General features: G+C 72.5%; 26 protein-coding genes and 1 pseudogene. 12 read left to right on the top strand and 15 right to left on the bottom strand.

What is annotated here, in order from left to right; genetic code table 11:
• Positions 1–19: 19 nt before the first annotated feature.
• A complete protein-coding gene (locus ABT092_RS23570; RefSeq protein WP_351247011.1) occupies positions 20–628 on the top strand; it encodes a TetR family transcriptional regulator in 609 nt (202 codons plus the stop codon).
• Between the two features lie 366 nt (positions 629–994).
• Positions 995–1351 (top strand): beta/gamma crystallin domain-containing protein, encoded by a 357-nt coding sequence (locus tag ABT092_RS23575; RefSeq protein WP_351247013.1) that lies wholly within the window; start codon positions 995–997, stop codon positions 1349–1351.
• A gap of 287 nt (positions 1352–1638) precedes the next feature.
• Here ABT092_RS23575 and ABT092_RS23580 read toward each other — a convergent pair whose 3' ends face one another.
• From ABT092_RS23580 to ABT092_RS23595, 4 genes are all read right to left on the bottom strand, one after another.
• Positions 1639–2919 carry a hypothetical protein gene (locus ABT092_RS23580; RefSeq protein ID WP_502968492.1) on the bottom strand — a complete coding sequence of 427 codons (1281 nt, stop codon included), beginning with the start codon at positions 2917–2919 and terminating at the stop codon, positions 1639–1641.
• 273 nt (positions 2920–3192) lie between these two features.
• Positions 3193–3615, bottom strand: coding sequence for an arsenate reductase ArsC (locus ABT092_RS23585; RefSeq protein WP_351247015.1), 423 nt, complete (start codon positions 3613–3615; stop codon positions 3193–3195).
• The gene (arsB, locus tag ABT092_RS23590; RefSeq protein ID WP_351247017.1) at positions 3608–4714 is read right to left on the bottom strand and encodes an ACR3 family arsenite efflux transporter; all 1107 of its coding nucleotides are present in this window, start codon (positions 4712–4714) and stop codon (positions 3608–3610) included. Before arsB ends, ABT092_RS23585 begins: the two co-directional genes overlap by 8 nt.
• Positions 4711–5190 (bottom strand): ArsR/SmtB family transcription factor, encoded by a 480-nt coding sequence (locus ABT092_RS23595; RefSeq protein ID WP_351247019.1) that lies wholly within the window; start codon positions 5188–5190, stop codon positions 4711–4713. Before ABT092_RS23595 ends, arsB begins: the two co-directional genes overlap by 4 nt.
• An 88-nt stretch (positions 5191–5278) precedes the next feature.
• Between ABT092_RS23595 and ABT092_RS23600 the strand changes: the two genes are divergently transcribed.
• Positions 5279–5734: an ArsI/CadI family heavy metal resistance metalloenzyme gene (locus ABT092_RS23600; protein ID WP_351247021.1), complete on the top strand. Its 456-nt coding sequence runs from the start codon at positions 5279–5281 to the stop codon at positions 5732–5734.
• A 66-nt stretch (positions 5735–5800) separates the two neighbouring features.
• On the opposite strand, the gene ABT092_RS23605 is transcribed toward ABT092_RS23600, so the two are convergent.
• Entirely contained in the window at positions 5801–6028 is a 228-nt protein-coding gene (locus ABT092_RS23605) for a hypothetical protein (RefSeq protein ID WP_351247023.1), read from the bottom strand.
• 190 nt (positions 6029–6218) lie between these two features.
• Entirely contained in the window at positions 6219–6473 is a 255-nt protein-coding gene (locus ABT092_RS23610) for a hypothetical protein (RefSeq protein ID WP_351247025.1), read from the bottom strand.
• Between the two features lie 253 nt (positions 6474–6726).
• On the opposite strand from ABT092_RS23610, the gene ABT092_RS23615 reads away from it, so the two are divergent.
• The 4 genes from ABT092_RS23615 to ABT092_RS23630 all read left to right on the top strand — a co-directional run bounded on the left by ABT092_RS23615 (position 6727) and on the right by ABT092_RS23630 (position 9821).
• A complete protein-coding gene (locus ABT092_RS23615) occupies positions 6727–7605 on the top strand; it encodes a helix-turn-helix domain-containing protein (protein ID WP_351247027.1) in 879 nt (292 codons plus the stop codon).
• The gene (locus ABT092_RS23620) at positions 7598–7780 is read left to right on the top strand and encodes a DUF397 domain-containing protein (protein ID WP_351247029.1); all 183 of its coding nucleotides are present in this window, start codon (positions 7598–7600) and stop codon (positions 7778–7780) included. The genes ABT092_RS23615 and ABT092_RS23620 overlap by 8 nt, the downstream gene beginning before the upstream one ends.
• A 278-nt stretch (positions 7781–8058) precedes the next feature.
• A complete protein-coding gene (locus tag ABT092_RS23625; RefSeq protein ID WP_351247031.1) occupies positions 8059–8196 on the top strand; it encodes a hypothetical protein in 138 nt (45 codons plus the stop codon).
• Positions 8197–8267: 71 nt separating this feature from the next.
• A complete protein-coding gene (locus ABT092_RS23630; protein WP_351247033.1) occupies positions 8268–9821 on the top strand; it encodes an asparagine synthase-related protein in 1554 nt (517 codons plus the stop codon).
• Between the two features lie 93 nt (positions 9822–9914).
• Here the strand turns inward: ABT092_RS23630 and ABT092_RS23635 are convergent, their stop codons facing one another.
• Entirely contained in the window at positions 9915–10457 is a 543-nt protein-coding gene (locus ABT092_RS23635; protein ID WP_351247035.1) for a GNAT family N-acetyltransferase, read from the bottom strand.
• A gap of 336 nt (positions 10458–10793) precedes the next feature.
• Here ABT092_RS23635 and ABT092_RS23640 point away from each other — a divergent pair, with 336 nt between their 5' ends.
• Positions 10794–10961, top strand: coding sequence for a DUF397 domain-containing protein (locus ABT092_RS23640; protein ID WP_351247036.1), 168 nt, complete (start codon positions 10794–10796; stop codon positions 10959–10961).
• Between the two features lie 401 nt (positions 10962–11362).
• Positions 11363–11911, top strand: coding sequence for a DUF1062 domain-containing protein (locus tag ABT092_RS23645; protein WP_351247038.1), 549 nt, complete (start codon positions 11363–11365; stop codon positions 11909–11911).
• Between the two features lie 78 nt (positions 11912–11989).
• Here the strand turns inward: ABT092_RS23645 and ABT092_RS23650 are convergent, their stop codons facing one another.
• The 5 genes and pseudogenes from ABT092_RS23650 to ABT092_RS23670 all read right to left on the bottom strand — a co-directional run bounded on the left by ABT092_RS23650 (position 11990) and on the right by ABT092_RS23670 (position 16125).
• Positions 11990–12460: an NUDIX domain-containing protein gene (locus tag ABT092_RS23650; protein ID WP_351247040.1), complete on the bottom strand. Its 471-nt coding sequence runs from the start codon at positions 12458–12460 to the stop codon at positions 11990–11992.
• A 4-nt stretch (positions 12461–12464) separates the two neighbouring features.
• Positions 12465–12713, bottom strand: a pseudogene (locus ABT092_RS23655) (transcriptional regulator); the annotation flags it as partial.
• A gap of 38 nt (positions 12714–12751) precedes the next feature.
• Entirely contained in the window at positions 12752–14311 is a 1560-nt protein-coding gene (locus tag ABT092_RS23660) for an alpha/beta hydrolase (protein ID WP_351247042.1), read from the bottom strand.
• A gap of 261 nt (positions 14312–14572) precedes the next feature.
• On the bottom strand, positions 14573–15637 hold the full coding sequence (locus ABT092_RS23665; RefSeq protein ID WP_351247044.1) for a hypothetical protein: 1065 nt from the start codon (positions 15635–15637) through the stop codon (positions 14573–14575).
• Positions 15634–16125: a MarR family winged helix-turn-helix transcriptional regulator gene (locus tag ABT092_RS23670; RefSeq protein ID WP_351247046.1), complete on the bottom strand. Its 492-nt coding sequence runs from the start codon at positions 16123–16125 to the stop codon at positions 15634–15636. Before ABT092_RS23670 ends, ABT092_RS23665 begins: the two co-directional genes overlap by 4 nt.
• A 145-nt stretch (positions 16126–16270) precedes the next feature.
• Here ABT092_RS23670 and ABT092_RS23675 point away from each other — a divergent pair, with 145 nt between their 5' ends.
• The gene (locus ABT092_RS23675; RefSeq protein ID WP_351247048.1) at positions 16271–17437 is read left to right on the top strand and encodes a cytochrome P450 family protein; all 1167 of its coding nucleotides are present in this window, start codon (positions 16271–16273) and stop codon (positions 17435–17437) included.
• 77 nt (positions 17438–17514) lie between these two features.
• Here the strand turns inward: ABT092_RS23675 and guaA are convergent, their stop codons facing one another.
• Positions 17515–19101, bottom strand: a complete 1587-nt coding sequence (gene guaA, locus ABT092_RS23680) for a glutamine-hydrolyzing GMP synthase (protein ID WP_351247050.1) — start codon at positions 19099–19101, stop codon at positions 17515–17517.
• A gap of 400 nt (positions 19102–19501) precedes the next feature.
• Between guaA and ABT092_RS23685 the strand changes: the two genes are divergently transcribed.
• Positions 19502–19834: a chorismate mutase gene (locus ABT092_RS23685; RefSeq protein WP_351247052.1), complete on the top strand. Its 333-nt coding sequence runs from the start codon at positions 19502–19504 to the stop codon at positions 19832–19834.
• A 581-nt stretch (positions 19835–20415) separates the two neighbouring features.
• A complete protein-coding gene (locus tag ABT092_RS23690) occupies positions 20416–21582 on the top strand; it encodes an LAETG motif-containing sortase-dependent surface protein (protein ID WP_351247054.1) in 1167 nt (388 codons plus the stop codon).
• A 75-nt stretch (positions 21583–21657) separates the two neighbouring features.
• Here the strand turns inward: ABT092_RS23690 and ABT092_RS23695 are convergent, their stop codons facing one another.
• Together ABT092_RS23695 and ABT092_RS23700 are read right to left on the bottom strand one after the other, a co-directional pair.
• Positions 21658–23298, bottom strand: coding sequence for a succinic semialdehyde dehydrogenase (locus ABT092_RS23695; RefSeq protein WP_351247056.1), 1641 nt, complete (start codon positions 23296–23298; stop codon positions 21658–21660).
• A 76-nt stretch (positions 23299–23374) separates the two neighbouring features.
• A complete protein-coding gene (locus tag ABT092_RS23700) occupies positions 23375–23806 on the bottom strand; it encodes a serine/threonine kinase C-terminal domain-containing protein (RefSeq protein ID WP_351247058.1) in 432 nt (143 codons plus the stop codon).
• Positions 23807–23918: the final 112 nt, after the last annotated feature.

Genomic DNA, 23918 nt, shown 5'->3' on the forward strand with positions numbered 1-23918 from the left:
TCGCAATGGAGGACGCCGCATGTCCGAGCGAAGGCCGCGCAAGGACGCGGTCCGCAACCGGGCGGCCGCCCTCGCGGCCGCCGACCGCCTCTTCGCCCGGTGCCACCGCCCCGAGGAGGTGACCATGGCCGACGTCGCCGCCGCCGCGGGCGTCGGCAAGGGCACGGTCTTCCGCGCCTTCGGCGACCGCGGCGGGCTGCTCCGCGCGCTGTACGAAGCCCGGCTCGAACCGGTGCGGAAGGCGATCGAGGAGGGCCCGCCGCCCCTCGGGCCCGCCACCCCGCCGGCCCAGCGGGTGCCGGCCCTGCTCGACGCCGTCCTGTGCTTCAAGCTCGACAACCGCCGCCTCGCGCTGGCCCTGGAGGACACGGGCTCGGGCAGCCCGTACCGGACGGACCAGTACGAGCGCTGGCACGCCCTGCTCCGCGATGCGCTGGAACGGGTCCCCGGGCTGACCGATCACGACTTCGCCGCCCATGCGCTGCTCGCCGCCACCCGGGCCGACCTCGTCGAACACCTCGCCGGAGAGAAGGGCATGACCCGCGGGGAGATGCGCGAGCGACTGGCGGAGTTCACCGCCAGGTACCTCGGTGGCCCCGCGCCGGGACCCGTGACCGCCGACGGCTGACCGCCCCGCACCGCACCGGGCGTTCCGGGGGAATGACGCACGACGGCCTTCCCCTGACCATCGCCGATCTCCACCGAAGGATCTCGCCGACGATGAGGAATTCAAGAATCGGCTACGGAGATCCACAACCAAAGAACACATCATCCTGCCTTTTTCGAAATGGATTCGATCCAGTCGCTTAGGGGCGCGTTCCGGTCCGGAGAGTCACGATCCCCTTGCCATCCGTAGCGGCGGTGCGGGACCTTGGTCGGGCAATCCCGAGGCAATGGAGCGGTGCACGCGTTCGGGAAGACTCGCCGCCTTGGCGAGCCAAAATACATCCGACCGCAAGGCTCCCTCCCGTCGAACGCTGGATAGAGGAGAGTTGTGATCGCAAAGACGAAGAGGATCACCCGGTCCCTGGCCGTGACGATAGCGGCCACCGCGGCCGTCACGATCGCGATGCCCGCGGGCAACGCGTACGCCATCAACGAAGTTCCCTGCGGAAATCGGACGGATTTCCTGAAGGTCTGGTCGCACCATGCGTGGGGGCCTACCAGCGTGGACTGCTACGCCAACAGGGGCAAGATATCGTTCGGCAACTGGTGGGTCGATCGCATTTCGACGGGCAACAACGACATCATCTACCACGACGCGAACGGCTCCAAGGTGCGCATCAACCGGTGGACCGACATCAGCTTCCCGAACCGTCCTCCGCAGGTTTCACACTTCGAAATCATCTAGCGGTCACCGCATGCGTCTTCGGTGAATCCGTGATCGTGGACGAGCCACAGTCGATTCCGGTGAATGCCGGGAAAGGTTCGGCCCCGCGTTCGTGGCGGTGGTGAAGCGGGCGAGAGCCGCGCTGTCGGCGAGGACGTGCGGCGGGTCCCCCTGACGGGTCCGCCGGCACCGGTGCGGCGTTCCGGGTCGCCGGGGCGCTACCGGTCCGGCCCCGGCCCGCCCGTCGAGGGTCCCGCCGAGACCTTGCTCGCCTTCGGGGCGGGGACGGACCGGCGGCCCCGGCGCCCTCAGTCCGCCGCCACCTGGATCACGGCCCGGTTGGTCTCTATCCCGGCCGCGGTGACCACCTGGACCTCCACCGTGCCGGGTTCGACCTCGGCCGGGACGGGGACGGTGAGGATGCCGTCGGACGGGTTGGTGAAGCCGCCGGCGACGGGGACGAGGGGCACGTGGACGTGGACCGCGCCGATGCGGACTACCAGCCGCGTCAGCGCCTCGGCCTCGTGGCCGCCGGGCGGGACGAAACCGGCGCCGCGGACCTCGATGTCGTCGCCGGCGCGGATGGGGCCGTCCAGGTCGCCGGCCTCGCGGGCGCGGACCACCGAGTGGATGACCGGACGGCCGCCCTCCGCGTACTTGCCGGCCAGGTACGTCACCGCGGAGACGAGGACCAGGACGGCCAGGCCCCACGGCAGGTCGGGGAAGCGCTCCGGGCGGCGGGCCAGGCGCACCGCGGTGAACACCAGGGCGACCCCGGTCACCAGCACGTACTGCACGTCGGTGAAGCTGCCGCGGCCGGAGTCGTCGGTGAGCAGGTCGGCGGCGCGGGGGCGCAGCGCGCGCACCTTCTGGAGCCGCTGGCCCAACACCCGTACCGCGACCACCCGGCGGACCAGCACGGCCACCGCGCACAGCACGGCGACCACGGTGAGCGTGCCGGCGCCCCGGGACAGCGCCAGGCCGTCGATCAGGGCGTCCCGCTCGGCGTGCCCGGAGGCGCCGGCGAGTTGCCCGGCCAGCACCAGCACCGCGTACCCGACGAACAGCACCCAGAGCGCGGCGACCGCACGGGAGGTGGAGAGCCGGTTGTCCTCGCCGATCAGCGGGGCGAGCACCCCGCCGTTGGCACGGTGCACCCGGGCGGCGGCGGTGAGCAGCACGGCGACGATCACGGTGGCGACCAGCCCGGCGGTGCGGGTGGTCGTCCACCCGGTGCCGAAGGCGGTGAAGGTCTGCACCGCGAGCACCGCCCCGGTGACCCCCCACACCACGGCGAGGGTGGCGGGCCACAGCGACGCCCGCCACGAGGTGCCCGCGGCCCGGCCCCGGGCGGCCACCACCCCGGCGGACTGGGTGAGTTCGTCGGACACCCACTGTCGGGTGGCCGCGGCGGAACGGGCGACGGCCGCGGGCACGCCCCGCCCGGCGGCCAGTTCCTCCCGCCGGGTGAGGAAGGCGCGCACCGCGCGCCGGTGCCCGGCCCGCGCGCCGTGCGGGCAGTCCCCGCACGCGCAGCCGCCCTCGTGGATGTCGTCCCGTCCCGCCGCCGGTAGCGCCACCGCGTCCACTCCGTGCCCCTGAGTCCCCGCACTCACGTTGCCGCATGCGGAGTTGACCGGAGGCGGACGCAAGTTCCTTGTGATTACAGGGAATTGTGCCCTATCCGGGCGGATACCGGCGGATCACGTCAGACAGCGCCCGGGATTTCGGTTCCGTGCCGGCGGTTCCCGGCGGTCCCGCCCTCGTCGCCCCCTCGGCCTCACCGCTGTGACCTGCGGTGACCGCACACCGGGGCGGGCCGTCGACGAGTGCGGGACGTTGCCGGTCCGGACCGGTCGGGATCAGGGCGCGGGGACGCCGAGGTCGGCGAGGAGCGCGCGGACCCGGCGCTCGATGTCGTCGCGGATGGGGCGGACGGCGTCGGGGCTGCGGCCGGCGGGGTCGTCGACCTGCCAGTCGAGGTAGGTCTTCCCGGGGAACACGGGGCAGGTGTCGCCGCAGCCCATGGTGATCACGACGTCACAGGCGTGGACGGCGTCCGGGGTGAGGAGCGCGGGGGTGCGGCCGAGCAGGTCGATGCCCTTCTCGGCCATGACGGCGACGACGGCCGGGTTGAGGTGTTCGGCGGGCGCGGAGCCTGCGGAACGGACCTCGACGCGGCCCGCGGCGAGGTGGGCGAGGAAGGCTGCGGCCATCTGGGAGCGTCCGGCGTTGTGGACGCAGACGAACAGCACGGACGGCTCGGGGGCGGGGCGGTCAGGCACGGGACGGTTCCTCCGGGGCGGGGGACGGGGGGAGGCCGCCGCCGGGGAACAGGCGGCGGGCCCTGAGGGCGACGTGGACGAGGGCGATGAGGACGGGCACCTCGATGAGGGGGCCGACCACCCCGGCGAGCGCCTGGCCGCTGCTGGCGCCGAAGGTGGCGATGGCGACCGCGATGGCGAGTTCGAAGTTGTTGCCGGCCGCGGTGAACGCCAGTGTGGTCGCCCGCGGGTAGTCGAGCCCGGCGGCCTTGCCGATGGCCATGGACCCGGCCCACATGAGGGCGAAGTACACCAGCAGCGGCAGGGCGATCCGGGCGACGTCGAAGGGCCGGGAGGTGATGGCCTCGCCCTGGAGGGCGAAGAGGATCACGACGGTGAACAGCAGCCCGTACAGGGCCAGGGGGCCGATCCGGGGCACGAAGCGGCTCTCGTACCAGTCGCGTCCGCGGGCCCGCTCGCCGAGGCGGCGGGTGAGGTAGCCGGCGGCGAGGGGGACGCCGAGGAAGACCAGGACGCTGGAGCCGATCTCCCACGCGGAGACGTCGAGGCCGGTCGTGGTCAGGCCGAGCCAGCCGGGCAGCAGGTCGAGGTAGAACCAGCCCAGCAGCCCGAACGCCACCACCTGGAAGACGGAGTTGAGCGCGACGAGCACGGCGGCGGCCTCGCGGTCGCCCCGGGCCAGGTCGTTCCAGATGATGACCATGGCGATGCAGCGGGCGAGCCCGACGACGATCAGGCCGGTCCGGTACTCGGGCAGGTCCGGGAGGAAGATCCAGGCCAGGGCGAACATCAGCGCCGGACCGACGACCCAGTTCAGCACCAGCGACCACACCAGGAGGGGCCGGTCCCGGGTCACGGTGTCGAGGCGGTCGTAACGCACCTTGGCCAGGACGGGATACATCATCACCAGCAGCCCGAGCGCGATCGGCAACGACACCCCCGCCACGGTCACCGAGGCCAGCGCGTCGCCGAGGCCGGGCACCAGCCGGCCGAGGCCGAGCCCGGCGGCCATCGCGGTGAGGATCCACAGGGCGAGGTAGCGGTCCAGGAACGACAACCGCCCCGCCGTTCCGTCGGTGGCGGGGGCCGGGGCGCTCACTCCCCGACCCCGGCGGCGGGGGCGCACGCGGTGTCGGGGAGCGGGGTGCCGGCGGGGCGGGTGAGGATGCCCGCGAGACGGTCGGTGGTCTGGGGCAGCAGTCGGTAGTAGACCCAGGTGCCGCGCCGCTCGGAGGCGATCAGCCCGGCCTCGCGCAGGAGCTTGAGGTGGTGGGAGATGGTCGGCTGGGAGAGGTCGAACGCGGGGGTCAGGTCGCACACGCAGACCTCGCCGCCCGCCCGGGTGGCGATCATCGACAGCAGCCGCAGCCGCACCGGGTCCCCGAGCGCCTTGAACACCTTCGCCAGGGTCTCCGCCTGCTCGGGGTCCAGCGGCGCGGACAGCAGCCCCGGGCAGCAGTCCGCCACCCCGGAACCCTCCGCGCCGGGACCTTCCGCGGCGGACCCTTCCGCCCCGGACCCCTCCACGGCGGGGCCCGGGGCCTTGCCGAGCGCCACCCACTCTTGATTCGACATTCTTCTATGTTGACGTTCTTCGATCCAAGAGGCAACCTCGGAGGTGTTACATCGATGAACTTCGATACAAGCCGATGGGAGACCTGTCATGTCCCGTGTCCAGCTCGCCCTGAACGTCGCCGACCTCGACGCCTCGGTGGCCTTCTACGCCAAGCTGTTCGGCGTCGAACCCGCGAAGCGACGCCCCGGTTACGCCAACTTCGCCCTTGCGGAGCCCCCGCTGAAGCTGGTCCTCATCGAGGGCGAGCCCGGCCAGGACACCCGCCTCGACCACCTCGGCGTCGAGGTCACCGCCACCGACCAGGTCACCGCGGCGGCGGCCCGCCTCAAGGAAGCCGGCCTCGCCACCTTCGAGGAGAACGACACCTCCTGCTGCTACGCGCTCCAGGACAAGGTCTGGGTGACCGGCCCCGGCCGGGAGCCCTGGGAGGTGTACGTGGTCAAGGCCGACGCCGATCTGATGGGCGAGGCACCCACCCCGGACGCCGCCGCCGGCGGTTGCTGCGACACCACCCCCGACGAGCAGGCCGAACCGGTCGCATAGCGCTCCGCGCCGCCTGCGGCCCGACCGCGTTCGCCGGGATCGACGATCCCGGCGAACGCGGTCTTCTCAGTGGCCGCCGCCGCGGCGCCTCGCACCGGCGACGCGCACGGCGGCCAGGTGCCGGCGCTCCAGTACGGCGAAGCAGTGCCCTTGGTGGGGGGTGGCGGGGCGGAGGGTTTCGGGTCGTGCTTCCCAGGGGCGTCCGCCGGGACGTTGGAGGAGTGCCACGGGGTGGTGGTGGCGGTGGTAGCGGTCGATGACGCGTCCGGCGGTGCCCTTGGTGGGGTCGTACACGAGCGCACCGATTACGGCCGGCCCGCTGGATGGGGCGGGGTCCTTCACATGCCTTCCGTGGCGACGAGGACGGCGACGACCATCAGGGACCCCCAGGTCATCAACGCGATGATGCCGCCCCACAGGGCCCCGTCCGCCGTCACCCGGTACCGGTACCGCTGCCGACGACCACGGCGCGCTCGACTCCCACTCATCCCTGACCCGCCCGGACGTTCGCCAGGTGCCGGATCGTCAACGCCTCCGCGATGATCTCCGCCGCCCGACCGTTGCACCACCCCAGATACACCAACGGAGGCCGCGCCCCGTCCTCCAACACCGACAACCCCGGCAACTCGATCCGCGCCTGCTTCGCCGCAGCGGACAACAACTCGACGGCCAGATCCGCCGCCCAGTCACCCCCGGGCGGAGGCGGGGCGCCACGGTCGCCCGACCGAATCTCGGCCAACGACGGACGCGGCGGCTCAGGTGACGATGGGGGCTGAGGGTTCAGGTGTTGCATTTTTCTCCTCATGTGAGTGACACCAGTCAACTACCCACCATTGGGCGGGTGTTGTCTTCACCCAAAACTGCCCGTCCGGGCTCCGCGGCTGCAACACTGCCGAAGGAAAAGAACCCTTGAGTGGAAAATAAAAAGCCTGGTCGTGCACGGTGCAAGAGCCTTGCAACTGTGCTGCAAGACTCGGCGGATCGGGGAATTCATGAGCAACAGAAACGCATCCACCGTGCCCCGGCGACAGCTTGGTCGGAGCCTCCGTCAGTTGCGGGAGCAGGCCGGTATGACCCTGCGGGCCGCGGCCAAGCGGTTCGAGTGGTCGGAGACGACGATGTGGCGTATCGAGACCGGGCGGTCCCCGCTGCGTGCGCTCGACGTGCAGATGGTGTGCGGCGTCTACGGGGCGGACGAAGCCGCGACGAATGCCCTGATGGACCTGGCACGCCAGGCCAAGACCCCGTCGTGGTGGCAAACCTTCGGGGACACGGTACCTGTGGAGTTCGATGTCCTAGCGGGCCTGGAATCGGCGGCCAGCCGTATCGACACGTATGAGTCTGACGTAATGCCGGGACTACTCCAGACTGCCGACTATGTACGCGCGGTCGTCCGGACCGTCCTCCCGCACGCGCCCTCCGAGGACATCGAAACCCGGGTACGGTTTCGGATGGCGCGACAGGCGATCCTCACCGGAACCCGGCCCCCGGTTCTCCGCGCGGCGCTGTCCGAGACGGTGTTGCGACGCCCTATTGGCGATGACCAGGTGATGGCCGCGCAACTCGCGCACCTGGTCTACATGGCAGGGCTGCCTCACATCTCGCTCCGGGTCATTCCCCTGATGGCGGGGGCACACCCGGGAGCAATCGCTGGCGCGTTCGTCGTCATGCGCTTTCCTTCCCCCACAGGGGGGGTCGGAGAGCCGACAACCGTCTACGGCGACACGTTTACCGGGGGCTACTATCACGACAAGGAGGCCGAAGTGACGCAGTACACCGCGGCATTTGAGGGCATCTGGTCCGCAGCACAGGATGAGGACGTGTCTCGCCGAATCCTCGCCGACACAGCAAGGAGTTACCAGGGTGGATAGCCGCTGGGTCAAGTCGTCCTACAGCACTCACCAGGCCAACTGCGTCGAGGTACGCACGCAGCACGGCCAGGTGGCGTTCCGCGACAGCAAGCGCACCACGGGCCCGGTCGTCTCCGTGGCCGCACCCAGCTGGAAGGCGTTCGTCGCCGACCTCCCGCAAGCCGACCACGCGTAGCCGGACCGGAGCACGCACAGCGCCCCCACCCGCCCACACCGGGACCGGGGGCGCACGTGCGTGGAACCGCAGCGAAGCAATACAGCACCGCCATCACGGGTATCTGTCTCCCAGTAGCCACGAGGACGCAAACAGCCACGCCTCCACCAAGCAAGCGAGGAGCTACCGGAATGAACCACTGGGGCAGGTCCACACGAGGCACTCACCAGGCCGATGGTGCGGAGGCGCCCATCTTGGAGGCGCAGGCGGAACACGAGGTTCTGACCATCGTCCCCGCCTTGCCTGCCAACCGGACTGACCGCCTGTTCGCGACGCGGGCCGACCGTTCGGTTCCGAGCATGGCCGACCGCTACGAGTACAAGAAGGAAGCGGGCAGCTCCGACACCCAGCACTCGTACGACACCCTGAAGGTCTGAGCGGGCGGTGTCCAAACGGGCGACAGCGCAACGCTGCCGCCCATCTCACTTCGAGGCCGCGGGAGTGCCCCGTGCTCACCCTGGATCTGCACGCCCACACCGGCCGGTGGCAGTGGGACGGCGCCCGGTACCGCAGGGGCTCCGACTGGCTGGAACCCTACGCCCACCCGGCCGTGGAACACTACGCCCTCACCGACGGCACCCGGACTCTGGTCCTGGTCCGTGAGCGACGGCCGGGCCGATCGGCCGTCGTCCCCGGACCGCGCCGGCTCGCCACCGCCGAGTACGACAAGGCTCGCCGCGACGCGGCGCGTTGGCCACTGGACACGATCATCATGGAGACCATCCCCGGCCGCACCACGCTCACCGCCGGGTTCGGTGGCGTTGCGCCGGTATACCTGGCGGCCGGCGACGGCAGGCTGACCGGGTCGTGGGACATGACGCAGCTGCGCGCTGGCGGCATCTGTGTGCGGGAGGCAGCCCGACTGCTCGGCCTACGCCTGCGGTACTGCACCGAGACGGCGTTCACCGGCGTCCACCGCCTGACTGAGCGGGCCACCGCAGTCTGGGCCGGTGGGCAACTGTCCTTCCACATGCCGGACGAGGCCGAGCACGGGCGCGCCCGCGAACTGGTGCCCGGTGCGCACGTGCTGGATGCGTATGAGGAGCTCCTGGAAGAGGTCGTGGACGGCCACGTCTACGATCCGGACGTGACCAGTGCGCACGTGTCCGGCGGTATGGACTCGGCCGTCATCGCCACGTTCCTGGCACAGCGTCACCCGGACCAGGTGCGAACGTCCGCCATTCTGCTGCCCGGCGCTGAGGGGCAGCAGCAGCGGCGCCGGCGGGGCCTGATGCGCGCTCGCCTTCCGTTCGCCGCGCGGGACACCACCGTGGACGCACTCGACTGGCTGCCGCTCGGGGCTGCCGGGTGCCGCACCGGTGGCCAACCGGTCAGTCCGTACGAAGAGCCATTCGCCGAGGCCACGACAGCGCTCCTGGTGGCGCTGGCCCGGGCAGGGGTCCGTACGGTCGTCACCGGCGTGGGTGGAGATGAAATGGTGTCCGTCACCAGCACCGAGGCGACCAGCCTTCCGGTGGGCGTCGGACGGCCCGTTCAACCGTGGCTGGGATCCGCTGCGGTGGATGCCCTGGCGGACGCCGAACAGGGCCTGGCGCCCGCCAGTGTCATCAACGAAATGACGCTGCTCGGCCTCTCCACGTTCGCACCACTGGCGCTGCGAGCAGGGGTCTGGCCCGTCCATCCGTTCGCAGACCCGCGCCTGATCGAATTCGGGGAGTGGCTGCCCCGGCCGTGGCGGTCCCGCAAGCGACTGCACCGCGACCGCCTCCGGGCGCTCGGCCTCGGGGAGGAAGTCGCCGAACCGAGGCTACGGGAGTCGTTCGCGCCCGTCATGGAGCGAGCGCTGACCGGGCCGGCGCTCACGTACGTGGACCAGATGCTGACCGAGGGTTCGCCGCTGATGGATGTGGACCTGGTCGACCCTGACGGCCTGGCATCTGTCCGTGACCGTCTCCGCGCCGGTGTCTACGCCGAGTTGTACGACGCTGACTTGTACGACGTGCTGAATCTGCACCTTGCCTGCCGCACCATGCTGACTTGACCGGGGGAACGCACAGGACGGTGCGGGCGTCCACTCGGCCCGGTGCGGAACCGCCTCCAGAGGACGTGCTGCCCTCGGAAGGCGGCGTCCGACTCACTGACCGGGGGCCGTCGCCGTTCCCTCGAACATGTCGGCCAGTTGCGGCATGGGCTCCGCTCGTCGGGCCATCAGCCGCAGCTCCATGCCCTCCCGTTCAAGGGCGCGCACCACGTGGAAACCCTGCGCCAGGTTATGACGGACCAGGCGCTCGTAGACGCAGCCCCGACGCACCCAGGTCCGGCCCTCCCGGGCGGCCTTGTCGACGCTCCACCAGGCCATGAGCGTGCCGGGGCGCGCCCACTGATAGGTCGGGTCGGTGCACGAGGTGGCGAGGAAGTAGGCGCTTTCGGCCCGCTCCTCCTCGGTCCAGCCGAGCGGCGGCGTCTGCTCGAACAGCGACGTGCACCCCACGACGCGGCCCCCGTCCTCTACCAGGACCCAGACGGGGAAGTGGGGGTCAGCAGCCTGGCCGGCGATGGAGCCGGCGGCCTCCCGCCAACTCGGCATGTCGCGCTCCTCCAGCCACGTACTGCGGGCGCGCACCACCCGGGCGATACCGTCCTGATCATCGGGAGTGGCCGGGCGCATCGCGAACATGGGAGGCATCCTTTCGCATCCGGGCGGGTTCCTCACGGTAGCCGGTGCCGGCACCGTGGATCGTTCGGCGTATCCGGCCCCGCCCCACCCCAGCGCCGGTCGGGGCGGGACCCGCGGTTGGACCCAGCACCAGCCGTGCGGGGTCCGCGAGCGCGCAGCCCGACCGCCGGGTGGCCGCCGACTGCGCGGCCTGCGAACGTTCGGCGACCGGCGGTCAGCGCGTGAACGGCGGGACCGGGAACGTCCCCTGCGGGACGGTCGTGCCGCGCGGGGCCGGATCGACCTGGCAGGTGACGTCACCGGCCGGGAGCTTGCCGGTGAGGAGGTAGCGGGTGGGTGAAGTCCTCGCACAGCAACAATTCGGCCAACTGCGTCGAGGTACGCACGCAGCACGGCCAAGTGGCGTTCCGTGACAGCAAGCGCACCACGGGCCCGGTCGTCACCGTGGCCGCACCCAGCTGGAAGGCGTTCGTGGCCGACCTCCCGCAAGCCGACCACGCGTAGCCGGACCGGAGCAGAAGGAAGCGGGCAGCTCCGACACCCAGCACTCGTACGACACCCTGAAGGTCTGAGCGGGCGGTGTCCAAACGGGCGACAGCGCAACGCTGCCGCCCATCTCACTTCGAGGCCGCGGGAGTGCCCCGTGCTCACCCTGAATCTGCATGCCCACACCGGCCGGTGGCAGTGGGACGGCGCCCGGCCGCAGGGGCTCCGACTGGCGCGCTCGAAATCCAGTGGAGCAGCGCCGCTGTGCGCCATTACCGTGCTGCCGAGCCAAGTTGTCTAGGCAAGGACGTGCCGTTGTACACCCTGTGAGACCTCCCGAGTGCTGATCTGTCGCGCGTCGCGCCTGTGCGCCGCGCTGCTTTTTGCTGCGGACTTCTCACTGGAACCGGTGTGCTTCTGTGCTCAACAACTGGGTGGTCATTCCCACCTGCCTGCCGACCGTTCTCCGCCGCTGTCCCGCGTACGGCTCCGACCGCTTCCGGGCGAACGGCAAATTCCGCGTCAACGCGAACCACAAGCTCCTCGACGCCTGGCTGCTCATGCTCTGCGCCGCTTGCGGGGACACGGCGAAGCTCACAGTCCTGGAGCGGATGAACGTGCGCTCCGTACGACCTGAGCTGCTGGACCGGATGCATGACAACGACCCTTTCCTGGCAGCCGAGTTGCTCCAGGATCCGGTCCTGCGGCGCCGGAACCGCATCGCCCTCGACTGGGCGGGCGCCTGGCGTCTCGACACCGGTGGATCGGATCACCTGGACCGCGACGTGATCGACGTCTCGGTCCGCTTCGCGGCGCGGATCCCCGTCCGGCCGGTGCGACTGATCGCTGAAGGGTGCGGTCTCTCGCGGGCCGAGGTCGAGAGACTGATCACGGAAGGCAAACTCGTTTCGGCAGTCCGGCTGAGCGGCAAGCTCTCCGGCGACTTCACCTTCACGCTCAAGCGCTGAGCCCTCCTCGGGACCAGGGGCCTGTCCGGCAAGATCCGCCGGACAGGCCCTACGGAGGGGGCGGGCCGGGGGCGAAGGTCACCCCAGGTAGGGGTTCGGCCGATACTCCAGGAAGTGCGTCAGCCGCAGCCGTTGGGTGTGGTGCAGGGGCAGCACGTCCAACTCGTCGGGGTGCACGAACCGAAGCTCGGTGCTCTCGTCGGAGATGGCCAGCGACCCGCCGACGACACGCGCCCGGAAGCACACGTTGAACTGTCGCCGCACTTCTCCGTCGCTGTAGGCGATGATGTGGCGTGGGTCGGTGTAGGTACCGACGAGACCCGTGATCTCCACCTCCAGCCCGGTCTCCTCCCGGACCTCCCGGACCGCCGTTCCGGGGAGCGATTCGTTCATGTCCATCCCGCCGCCCGGCAGCGCCCACAGTCCGTTGTCCCGGCGGCGCTGGAGGAGGATACGGCCCCGGTCGTCGGTCACGACGGCGGAGGCCGCCACCACCATGCTGTTGGGCTCCGGCGCGTTCGGGTCGTCGTGGTACTCGGTCCGTGCCATGGGCTCAGCCTTCCACGAGGCCCGCGGTCTCCCACACGGCGTCGAAGCTGTTGGCGTAGGTGTCGAACATCCCCCCTGCGCCATTCCGTCGAAGATACCGGACGGGCGCTCCGTACGCGTTCACACTCCACACGTGGGCGTTCACCAGCACTTGGTCATCTGCGCGGTACAGACTGTTGTACAGGGTCGTCCCGTGCGTCCGCAGTTCGATTCCCCGCACCCCGATCAACGGCCGGTAGTGCATCAGCGCGACACACCCGCTCCCGCGGTCGACCGCTCGGCGGACGCCCGTCAGCGCATGAGCGGCAGCACGGGGTCCGTCCCCTGCGGGACGGTCGTGCCGCGCGGGGCCGGATCGGCCTGGCAGGTGACGTCACCGGCCGGGAGCTTGCCGGTGAGGAGGTAGCGGGTGGTGACCCCGTCCGCGCAGGCGCTCCGGCCCGCGCCGTAGACGCCGTGGTCCTCGCCGCCCGCCACGACCACCATCCGGGAGCCCTTCAGGTCCGCGCGCATCCCCCGGGCCTGCTTCAACGGGGTCTGGGCGTCCCACTCGTTCTGCACGATCAGCGCGCCGACGGTGTTGTCCACCCGGGTCGTCGGTTCGACCGGGTCCTTCCAGAAGGCGCAGGGCGTGATGCTGGAGGCGTAGTCGCCGTACAGCGGGTAGCGGGCCTTGTCGCGCCGGGCCTGGGCGCGGTAGGACTCCGGGTCCTTCGACCAGGAGGCGTCGTTGCAGAGGACGGACCAGGCGGCCGAGGCCCCCGGGTCGGGCCACTCGTCCAGGATCGGGAGCGTGCCGGGCGGGAACTCCCCGGCGGGCCGGCCCGCGGCCACCTGCCGCAGGTTGTCGACGACCACGGTGGCGGACCGCACGGTGTCGAAGCTGGACCACAGGACCTCCCGGAGGCCGTCCCCGTCGAGGGAGCCGCCCTCCAGCCGGAGGGGGCTGCGGTCGGCGGCGGCGACCAGCTTCCAGAAGGACGCCCGGACCTTCGCCGGGGTGTCGCCGAGCCGGTGGGTGTCCGGGTGTCGGGCGGCCCAGCGCGCCCAGCGCTCGAACTGCCGGTGCGTCTCCGGGCCCCAGGCCCGCCACTGGCCGCGCCACGCCTCCTTGGGGTCGACGGCGCTGTCGAGCACGATCCGTCCGGCGCGCTGCGGGAACATCTGGGTGTAGACCGCGCCGAGGTAGCTCCCGTACGAGTAGCCGAGGTAGTGGGTCTTCTCCTCGCCCAGGGCTGCACGGATCAGGTCGACGTCCCGGGCGGTGTTGCGGGTGGTGAACTGGAGCAGGTCGTCCCCGTGCTTGGCCCGGCACTTCGCGGCGAAGTCGCGGTTGAGGGCGACGGCCCGGTCGAAGCCGGTCTTCGAGTACGGGTGGAGCCCGGGTCGTTGTTCCGGGGTCAGCCCGCAGGCGAGCGGGGTGCTGAGGCCCACGCCCCGGGGGTCGAAGGCGATCCGGTCGTAGCGGTCCTTCACCGCGTCCGGGACGAACGCGTCCAGCACCGGCGCCGTCCGCACCGCCTCGCCGCCGGGGCCGCCCGGGTTGAGGAAGAGGGCGCCGAGGCGTTCGGTCGGCTTGGCGGCCGGTATCCGGGCCACCTCCAGGGCGATCTTCTTGCCCTCGGGCTTGCGGTGGTCCAGCGGCACGGTGACCGTGGCGCACTGCGTTCCCGCCGGGGTGGGGTAGTCGGGGTTCGTGGGGAGGTCGCAGGCCCGCCAGTCGAGGGCCTGCCCCGGGGAGGGGGCCGCCGGTGTCCCTCCCGCCGCGGCGGCGGGGCCCGCGGTGAGGGCGGGGGAGAGCCCGGTGAGGACCCCCACGGCCAGGACGGGTGCCAGATGCTTCAACCGCATGTTCCGTGACTCCTGTCGAACTGCATCGATGCACACAACACGCGTGCCGTGTGCAGGAGTTCACGAGCATGCCGTTCCGTCCCGGGCCGTCACATCAGTCCTGGGGACCCACCCGCCTCAACCTGCGGTCTGACCGGGAACGCCGGCGCTCCTCTCCCGGCAGGAGCGGGTATCGGCCATCCCTGTCCGGTACGTGGGTGCCGGGCGGGACGGGACGACGCCTTGCCCGGGGGTCGTCCCGTCCGGGTCTACGGGTCTCCCCTACTCCCCCGCACTCCCCCGGTCGCAGTCGAAGGACGCGGTCGCGGCCCGCTGGAACGCCCGGAAGAGCACGTCCCGATCAGGGGTGCTCGGCACGCGCTCGCGCGCCTCGATGTACTGGAGTCCCGACTCCATGGCCAGGTACAGGCCGCCGCCGTCGCCGCAGGGCAGCACGGTCCGCCACGGCCCGACCACCGCGGACTCCGTGCCGTCGGCAGCCGTGCGCCGGTGCGTGCCCGGCGACTTCGCCACGGCCGCCAGGAGCAGCGGGTCCCGGGCCGCCGCGTAGGTCAGGTAACCGTCGGCACGCGCGGGACGGCCCGGCTCCTCGTCCAGGAACACGGTGCAGGACCACAGGCCGGCGGGGGCCGACTGGCCCGTGTCGAGGACCTTGCTGCCCGCCGGCACCAGGCCCCGCACCGGGAGGTCGTCCAGGTCGCACAGGCGCCGCTCGTCGGCCGGGCGGGGCGGGTCCGAGCGGGGCGGCCGGGGAGCGCCGGGGCGTTCGGGGAGGGTTCCGCACCCCTCCTCCTGCGCGACGGTGCGGGCGACGTCCGTGAGCAGGGCGCTCAACGCGGCGGTGTCGGGGACTGGTTCGGTGGAGTGGGCCCTGACGAAGACGGGTTGGTCGGTCCAGCACCGCTCCGGCAGGGCGACCCAGCCGTCGTGCTCCTGGAACCCGCCGGTGACCGGTCCGGAGAGGAAGGACGCCCGTGCGGGATCGGACCAGCTGCCGTCCAGGAAGGCGAAGTCCCCGCGTTCCTCGACGATCCGGACGGTCAGGCGGCCCCGCCCCCCACCGACGAGGACCGAGGACTTCTCGATCGTGCACTCGGTGTCGACCGGTCCGTCGTCGGGGCCGTTCCGCTCGGCGCCGAGTCGCCCCGTGCCGGGGAGCACCGCGTCCGCGCCCGCCGCCGGGACCAGCCCTGCGCAGAGCCGGTCGGCGGTCAGCACGTTGGTGTTGCGGTAGCCGTGCAGCAGTCCCGCGACCACGACGACCGCGAGCGCGGCGGCGGCCCAGGTCCTCCGTGGCCGCCGGGTGCGGTCCGCCGTTGCGCTCATGCCTGCCCCACCCGCCGTCGGGGCCGGGCGTCCATGGTGGAGCGGAGTTGCCCCAACACCGTCTCGAACTGCCGGAGCAGTTCGGGCGGGTACGCGGCCAGCACGGCGTCCTGGCGGGCGTTGACCGGGGCGAAGAAGGCTTCGGCGCGCTCCCTGGCCAGGGGGGTGCTGCGGAGGGTGACGACGCGCCGGTCGGCGTGTTCGCGGGTGCGGGTGAGGTAGCCGGCCCGCTCCAGGCGGTTGATCAGTGCGGTCATGGCGCCCGAGGTGAGGGGGATGCGGCTGCCGAGCAGGGCCGGGGAGAGCGGGGTGCCCTGGGCTTCGGCAGAGGTGATCTCCAACAGGGCGAAGGCGTCGGTGGAGTGGACGCCGATCTCGGCGGCGAAGCGTCGGCCCAGTTCGGTGAAGCCGGCGCCGTAGGAACGGAGTTCCTCCGCCAGCCGCTCGCGCCGGGCCACGGTGTCGCGGGGTGTTGAGGGGGCGCTCATCAAGCCCCTCCCTTTCTGCTCGCCCGCCCACCCGCCCTGCCGCCAACGGATCACGTGATCAATGGCGTTGACAGCCCGTGAGGCATCAACATACCTTCCCCGAAAAGTCACTTCACCATGAAGATTCTTACCGCTGGAGCCCCGTATGCCGCACGCACCCCACCTGCCCGACCTCGACCCCTTCGCCCCGACCCGCCGCGGGCTGACCGAACCCGACCCGGGCCGCGCCGCCCTGCGCGCCGCCGGCCCCCTGGTCCAGGTGGACGCCCCGGCCGGGGGGCGGGCGTGGATCGTGACCGAGATGTCCCTGGCCCGTGAGGTGCTCGTGGATCCCCGGTTCTCCAAGGACCCCGCCTTCGCGCCGGCCGACTGGGACCGGGAGACCGCCGGGCTCGAACCGACCGCCGCCGAGCAACCGGCCCTCACCACCCTCGAAGGCCCCGACCACGCCGCGCTGCGACGGGCCCACGCCCCGCTCCTCAGCACCCCACGCATCCAGGAGCGGTCCGACCGGGTCCACGAGATCGCCCGGACGTTACTCGGCGCACTCGCCGCCGACCGCACGGAGGTCGACCTGATGGCCGACTTCAGCACCCGCTACCCGCTGACCGTCCTGCTCGACCTGCTGGGCGTCCCCCTCGACCTGGTCGACCGGGCCGCCGACGCCTGCCGGCGGATGCTCGGCGAGGAACCCGGCGCGCAGGGCCGCGCCATCGCGGAACTCCGCGAACTCTCCGCCGCCGGGCTCGGCGAGGACGCCCGGGGACTCGCCGCCGAACTGCGCGAGCGGGTGCCCGCGCACACCACCGAGGAGCAGGTGCACTACCACCTGTTCACCCTGGTCTTCGCCGGGCAGCTCACCACCGACGCCGCCCTCGGGTTCCTGGTGGCCCGCGCCCTCGCCGGACCCCCGCACCGGCGCCCGACCGACCGGGAGGACGACGACGCCCTGGTCCGCGAGACGCTCCGACAGCACCCCCCGGCTCCCTTCACCCTCTGGCGGTTCACCACCACCGAGGTCGAGCTGGCCGGCGCCCGACTGCCCGCGCGCGCACCCCTGACCATCGACGTCCAGGGGATCAACACCGACCCGGCCCGCTCCCCGGGACCGGACCTGGCCTTCGGGGCCGGCCCGCACTTCTGCATCGGCGCCCAACTCGCCCACCTCGAACTGCGCGCGGTGGCCTCGGTGTTGCGGACCGACTTCCCGAAGGCCCGGCTCGCCGTCCCCTTCGAGGACCTCAGGCAGGTGAGCCCGGGCGGACTGATGGGCAGCCGACTGACCGCCCTACCGGTCCTCCTGCACGGCTGACGCCGAACGGCGCGGCGGCGGACCGGAGTCCGTCACCGCGCCGTTCCACACCGTTCAGCGTCGGCACGCCCGGGGGATCACTCCCACTCGATGGTGCCCGGGGGCTTGCTGGTGACGTCGAGGACGACCCGGTTGACGTCCGCGACCTCGTTGGTGATGCGGGTGGAGATCCGGGCGAGGACCTCGTACGGCATCCGCGTCCAGTCGGCGGTCATGGCGTCCTCGGAGGAGACCGGGCGCAGCACGATCGGGTGGCCGTAGGTGCGGCCGTCGCCCTGGACGCCGACGCTGCGGACGTCCGCGAGGAGGACCACCGGGCACTGCCAGATCTCGCGGTCCAGGCCGGCCGCGGTCAGCTCCTCGCGGGCGATGGCGTCGGCCTCGCGCAGCAGGTCGAGCCGGTCGCGGGTGACCTCGCCGACGATGCGGATGCCGAGGCCGGGGCCGGGGAACGGCTGGCGCTGGACGATCTCCTCGGGCAGGCCGAGTTCGGCGCCGACCATCCGGACCTCGTCCTTGAACAGCTTGCGCAGCGGCTCGACGAGCTGGAACTCCAGGTCCTCGGGGAGGCCGCCCACGTTGTGGTGGGACTTGATGTTGGCGGTGCCGGTGCCGCCGCCGGACTCCACCACGTCCGGGTAGAGGGTGCCCTGGACCAGGAACTCGACCGGCTGGTCGTTGGGGGCCCCGGCGATGATCTCGGCCTGGGCCTGCTCGAAGACCCGGATGAACTCCCGGCCGATGATCTTGCGCTTCTCCTCGGGGTCGCTGACCCCGGCGAGCGCGGCCAGGAAGCGCTCGGACGCGTCGACGACCTTGAGCTGCACCCCGGTCGCGGCGACGAAGTCCTTCTCGACCTGCTCGGTCTCGCCCTTGCGCATCAGCCCGTGGTCGACGTAGACGCAGGTGAGCTGATCGCCGATGGCGCGCTGCACCAGGGCCGCGGCGACCGCCGAGTCCACCCCGCCGGACAGGCCGCAGATGGCGCGCTTGGTGCCGACCTGGGCGCGGATCGCGGCGACCTGCTCCTCGATGACGTTGCCGGTGGTCCAGTCGGGCTCGATGCCCGCGGCCCGGTACAGGAAGTGCTCCAGCACCTGCTGGCCGTGGGTGGAGTGCAGCACCTCGGGGTGGTACTGGACGCCGTACAGCTTCTTCTCGTCGTTCTCGAAGGCGGCGACCGGGACCACGTCGGTGGAGGCGGTGACCGTGAAGCCCTCGGGCGCGGCGGAGCAGGCGTCGCCGTGGGACATCCACACGGGCTGCTCGACGGGGGTGCCCTCGAAGAGGGTGGAACCGCCCTTGCTGACGTGCAGCGGGGTGCGGCCGTACTCGCGGGCGCCGGTGTTGTCGACGGTGCCGCCGAGCGTGGTGGCCATCAGCTGGAAGCCGTAGCACATGCCGAAGACCGGGACTCCGGCCTCGAACAGGGCGCGGTCGATGCGGGGGGCGCCTTCGGCGTACACCGAGGAGGGGCCGCCGGAGAGGATGATCGCCGCCGGGTTCTTGGCGAGCATCTCCGCGACCGGCGTGGTGCTGGGGACGATCTCGCTGTAGACCCGGGCCTCGCGGACACGGCGGGCGATGAGCTGGGCGTACTGCGCGCCGAAGTCGACGACCAGGACGGTCGCGGGGGCGGCGGCAGCGGGAGTCGCTGAGGACACGGGGAGCCTTCCGGCGGTGGAGCGGGTGTGCGGACGCGGCGGCGGAGGCCGTCGCGGGCCCGGTCTGGCGGGTCGGGTCGGTCACGCCGCGGGGCGTTGACACGACTCCTGTCCCCGATTCTAACGGGGCCGCCGCGGACCCCCGCGTCTCAGCATCCGAGCGGGCCCGAGCCGGACTGGCCGGGCCCGCGGACGTCCGGGCATACTGGCCGCGTGATCGCACACCCGACCTCCGTCTTTACCTATGGCATCCGGCCCGCCGGCTGCCAGGGTCGTGCTGCTTGATCATCTAGACGAGCACTCTCCAGGCGCCCCGGGCCGACAAGGCCCGGGGCGCCTGGTCGTTCCCGGACCGGGTCGGCCGACGGCTCCCCCGCCCCACCCACCCCGAGGAGCACCCGTGACCACCACCGCCACCACGACGACCACGACCGACCCGCAGCGCACCCCCGCGCCCGACACCCCCGAGCGCACCGGCGCCCGCACCGAGGAGGCCGCCGGGACCATCGCCGGGGCCCGGGAACGCATCGACGCCCTGGACGACCGGATCATCGGGCTGGTGCAGGAGCGCATCGCGGTCTCCGCGGTGATCCAGCAGACCCGGATCGCCTCCATCTCCCGGGTGAACCTCTCCCGGGAGATGGAGGTGCTCGACCACTTCCGCGGGGCGCTGGGCAAGCCGGGCACCGCGCTCGCGATGACCCTGCTGGAGCTCTGCCGGGGTCGCATCTGAGTTCGGGGCCGCTCTCACCCGTACGGAGCGTGACCGGTGCGGCGCGGACGTCGTTGGTCCGGGTGTCCGTGCCAGCCAGGGGCGGGCGAGCACCACGCGTGGCTCGGCCGGAGCGATGAGACGTGCGGATCGTGCCGCAGGTCGTGGGACCTCGCTCCGGCGTCCGTGACCGGACGGCAGGGGACAGCAGCCCGGTCACCCCAGTGAACGGCCGGCTCCGGGGACGCCCGGGGTCGGCCGTATCCGGGCCCGGTCCCGCCCGCCCCGCACCTCCGCCCCACCCGCACTTCCCCGCACCTCCCTCCCGCGGCGCCGCTCTCCCCCCTCCCGGCGCCGCCCGTGCGGCGCTGACGCTGCCCTGACGTCACCGCCGCCCCGAAGGCCCCGCGGCCCCGCACCGCGGGGCCTTCGCCGTGCCCGCACCGGACCGAGTGATCCACGACACACAGGAAACTGTCGGGTGGGCGGACAACCATCGCACCGCAGCACGTGTCACACCTTCTGACACCGGGGCCCCGTCCGCGTCCGCGCGGAGTTCCCCACCCCTGGCGCCCCCGGCGTCGCGTACGTGACGAGGTCGTATGAAGCTCCGCCGCGCCATGGTCCTGGCAACCGCCACCGCAGCCCTGGCCCCGGTCGTCCTGCTGTCCGCACCGGTGGCGGTGGCCACCGAACCCGACACCAGCACCTCCGCCGAGGCGTCGACCTCGCCGAGCCCGTCCCCGTCGACGGACGGGGACGCGTCGAGCACGCCGTCCACCGACGCCTCGACCACCCCGTCCGTCGCCGCGTCCACGTCCACGACGCCGTCCGGAACGGCGGAGAAGCCCGGGGAGGCCGACGCCGCCGAGGGGGACGAGGCCACCGAATCGGCGAGCGCGCCCGCCTCGTCCTCCGCGCCCCCCTCCACCCCGTCCGCGCCCTCGCCCGACGCCACGGACGGCGAGGACGGGGAGCCCCAGAACCCCGACGAGCTGCCCTGGTGCGGCCTGCTCGACGACGAGCGGGGCGACGAGGACCCGGGCCTCACCACCGAGGTGAGCGGGCTGCCCGGGCGGATCGTCGCCGGCTCCGGCTGGCACGAGTTCACGATGACCTCCACCAACACCTCCGAGGCGACCCTCAACGACGTCGCGTTCTACGCCGAGGTGGAGAACTTCGAGATCGACGACGTCAACGAGTTCCTCTCGCCCTACGCCTCGCTCCAGTACTTCGACCCGGAGGACGGCCGCTGGCGCGAGATCCGCGGCACCGAGGAGTTCGAGACGGACGTCGTGATCGAGTGGGCCGGCGGCTACTTCACCGGCGTCGAGACCATGAAGCCGCAGGACTACCTCACCAGCAAGCTGCGGCTGTCGATCCGGAAGGACGCCCCGGTCGGCGACGGGTACGCCTTCGGCTCCGGCGGCTACGTGGACGCCGTGAACGGCGAAGCCTGCGTCGTGGACGGTCTCGGGTCCGACCTGTACTTCACCGTCCTCGCGCCGGGCAGCAGCAACGAGGAGCCGGGCGAGGCCGGACCCGGCGAGGGCACCGCCCGCCCCGGACCGGGCAAGGGCCCCGGGGAGGGCACCGGCTCCCGCCCGCAGGGCGGGGTGGACCAGCAGCCGATCACCGGCAACCTCGCCGCCACCGGCTCCTCCTCGGCCCTGCCGACCATCGGCGCCATCGGCGGCGTCGCCGTCCTGGCCGGTGCGGGCGCACTGCTGTACGTGCGCCGGCGCAAGGCCGCCGACACCAGGGCGTAACCGCCCCCCAGACGTGGCGGACCCGCACTCGGAGGGGGGTGCGGGTCCGCCACACCCGTCGTGGCGCCCGGCCGGTCAGCGCAGCCGGAGGGTCCGCAGCGCCCGCAGCCCGCGGTTCATCAGCTCGGCGTACCGGGCGTCGGTCATGCCGAACGCCGGCCCCAGCGGCAGGATCCGCTGCTCGGCGACGGTCTGCGCCTCGGTGTACCTGAGGATGCCCTCGGAGCCGTGACGGCGGCCCAGACCGGAGTCCTTCATCCCGCCCATGGGGGCGCCGGCGCTGCCGTACGCCGCCGCGTAGCCCTCGTTGACGTTCACGGTGCCGGTGCGCAGCCGGGCGGCGATCGCCCGGCCCCGGCGGGCGTCCCGGGTCCACACCGAGGAGTTGAGCCCGTACGGCGTGGCGTTGGCGCGGGCCACCGCGTCCCGCTCCTCGGCGAAGCGGTACACCGAGACCACCGGGCCGAAGGTCTCCTGCCCGTGCACCGCCATCCCGGGCGCCACCCCCTCCAGGACGGTCGGCTCGTAGAAGTAGGGGCCGACGTCGGGGCGCGCCGCCCCGCCCGTGAGGACCCGGGCGCCGGCCGCCACCGCCTGGTCCACGTGCGTGGTGACGGTGGCCAGTTGGCGGGGGCCGACCAGGGAGCCCAGGTCCGTCCCGTAGGCGAGGGCGGTGCCCAGCCGCAGCGCCCGGGTCCGGGCCACGAACCGCTCCAGGAAGGCGTCCGCCACCGACTCGTGGACGTACAGCCGCTCGATGGAGACGCAGAGTTGGCCGGCGGACGAGAAGCAGGCGCGGACCGCGCCGGCCGCCGCCCGCGCCACGTCGGCGTCGGCCAGCACCAGCATCGCGTTCTTGCCGCCGAGCTCCAGGGAGGCGCCGATCAGCCGGTCGGCGGCGGACCGGGCGACCTCGCGGCCGGTGGCGGTGGAGCCGGTGAAGGAGACGTAGTCGGCGTGCCGCACCACCTCGGGCCCGATCACCGGGCCCTCGCCGAGGACGATCCGGAAGACCCCCGCCGGCAGGCCCGCCTCGACCAACAGGTCCCGCGCCCACAGGGCGGTCAGCGCGGTCTGCGTGTCCGGCTTCATGACCAGGGCGTTGCCCGCCGCGAACGCGGGCAGGGCGTCGCCGATCGACAGCTCCAGCGGGTAGTTCCACGGGGCGATCTGACCCACCACTCCGCGCGGCCGGCGCAGTTCGGTGGTCCGGGTGAGGACGGGCAGCGCCCCGAGGTGGTGCCGGGGCCGCAGGTGGGCCGCCGCGCGCAGGCCGTAGTGGCGGGCGGCGACGGCCACCGCCTGGATCTCCTCGTGGGCGTGCAGCCGGGTCTTGCCGGTCTCCACCTGGATCAGGTCGAGGACCTCGTCCTGCCAGTTCAGCAGCAGGTCGTGGAAGCGCAGCAGGACCGCGGCCCGGCGGCGGACCGGGAGGGCGGCCCAGGCCGGCCGGGCGGCGCGGGCGGCGGCGAAGGCGGTCGCCACGTCCTCGGGGGCGGCCTGCGGCAGCTCGGCCAGGTCGGCGCCGGTGAGCGGGGTGCGGGTGACGGTGCGCTGCTCGCCAGGCACGTCCCGGGTGAGCCGGGCCACCAGCGCGGGGGTCACCACCTCGGCCGGGGTGCGGGCGCCGGGCGGGGTGGCGGCGGTGGGGTTGCGGTGCGCCGCCGACCCGGCGGGCGGGCTCGGGGCGGGCGCGGTGGTCGGCGAATCCGTCATGGACGTGAGCGTAGGCGCCCGTCCCGAATTTGGATACTCGACGGTAACCTCCGGGGCCGCCGGGCCCCGGAGGCCGTCAGCGCAACCGGAGGGTGTCGGCGGCGGTGGCCAGGTGCGCCCGCGCCCGCGCGGCGTCCCCGGCCGGGGCGGTGACCCGGAGGAGGACCAGGCGGTCGGCGTCCTGCCAGGCGAACTCGGCGAGGAGCCGTTCGCCGTCCTTCCCCTTGCCGCCGCCGGCGAGGCGCTCCCAGCGGGCCGCCGGCAGGCCCCGGTGGGTGGTGGTGCGCACCTCGGCCGTGCGGTCCTTGCCGGTGTCGTGCTCCGCGCGCAGCGCCCCGGCCGGTCCGTCGGGGTGGCGGGCGGCGGTGCGGACCTCGATGCGGACCGTGCCGTCGGGCGAGGCGTAGCCGGTGCGCCCGCCCCGGGTGAACCGGGCGAACCCCTGCGGAACGGCGAGGGTGAACCCGGCCGGGTCCTCGACCAGCCGGTATCCGCCGGGCGCCCGCACGGCCCGGCCGGCCGGCGGGGCCGTGGTGGGGGGTCATACAGAGCCATTGGCCCGTTGCACATCAGGGAAAATCCGTGCCCGTAGGGAAACATGAAGACCATCCGTAGGTCAT

It is taken from the genome of Streptomyces sp. NPDC002490, assembly GCF_040296045.1.
GTDB lineage: Bacteria > Actinomycetota > Actinomycetes > Streptomycetales > Streptomycetaceae > Streptomyces.

Excerpts from the sequence above, each read along its gene's own strand:
- ABT092_RS23570 (WP_351247011.1), top strand. The coding sequence starts at position 20 with ATGTCCGAGCGAAGGCCGCGCAAGGACGCGGTCCGCAACCGGGCGGCC.
- ABT092_RS23595 (WP_351247019.1), bottom strand. The coding sequence starts at position 5,190 with ATGTCGAATCAAGAGTGGGTGGCGCTCGGCAAGGCCCCGGGCCCCGCC.
- ABT092_RS23600 (WP_351247021.1), top strand. The coding sequence starts at position 5,279 with ATGTCCCGTGTCCAGCTCGCCCTGAACGTCGCCGACCTCGACGCCTCG.
- ABT092_RS23615 (WP_351247027.1), top strand. The coding sequence starts at position 6,727 with ATGAGCAACAGAAACGCATCCACCGTGCCCCGGCGACAGCTTGGTCGG.
- ABT092_RS23635 (WP_351247035.1), bottom strand. The coding sequence starts at position 10,457 with ATGTTCGCGATGCGCCCGGCCACTCCCGATGATCAGGACGGTATCGCC.
- ABT092_RS23650 (WP_351247040.1), bottom strand. The coding sequence starts at position 12,460 with ATGGCACGGACCGAGTACCACGACGACCCGAACGCGCCGGAGCCCAAC.
- ABT092_RS23660 (WP_351247042.1), bottom strand. The coding sequence starts at position 14,311 with ATGCGGTTGAAGCATCTGGCACCCGTCCTGGCCGTGGGGGTCCTCACC.
- ABT092_RS23665 (WP_351247044.1), bottom strand. The coding sequence starts at position 15,637 with ATGAGCGCAACGGCGGACCGCACCCGGCGGCCACGGAGGACCTGGGCC.
- ABT092_RS23670 (WP_351247046.1), bottom strand. The coding sequence starts at position 16,125 with ATGAGCGCCCCCTCAACACCCCGCGACACCGTGGCCCGGCGCGAGCGG.
- ABT092_RS23675 (WP_351247048.1), top strand. The coding sequence starts at position 16,271 with ATGCCGCACGCACCCCACCTGCCCGACCTCGACCCCTTCGCCCCGACC.
- ABT092_RS23690 (WP_351247054.1), top strand. The coding sequence starts at position 20,416 with ATGAAGCTCCGCCGCGCCATGGTCCTGGCAACCGCCACCGCAGCCCTG.
- ABT092_RS23695 (WP_351247056.1), bottom strand. The coding sequence starts at position 23,298 with ATGACGGATTCGCCGACCACCGCGCCCGCCCCGAGCCCGCCCGCCGGG.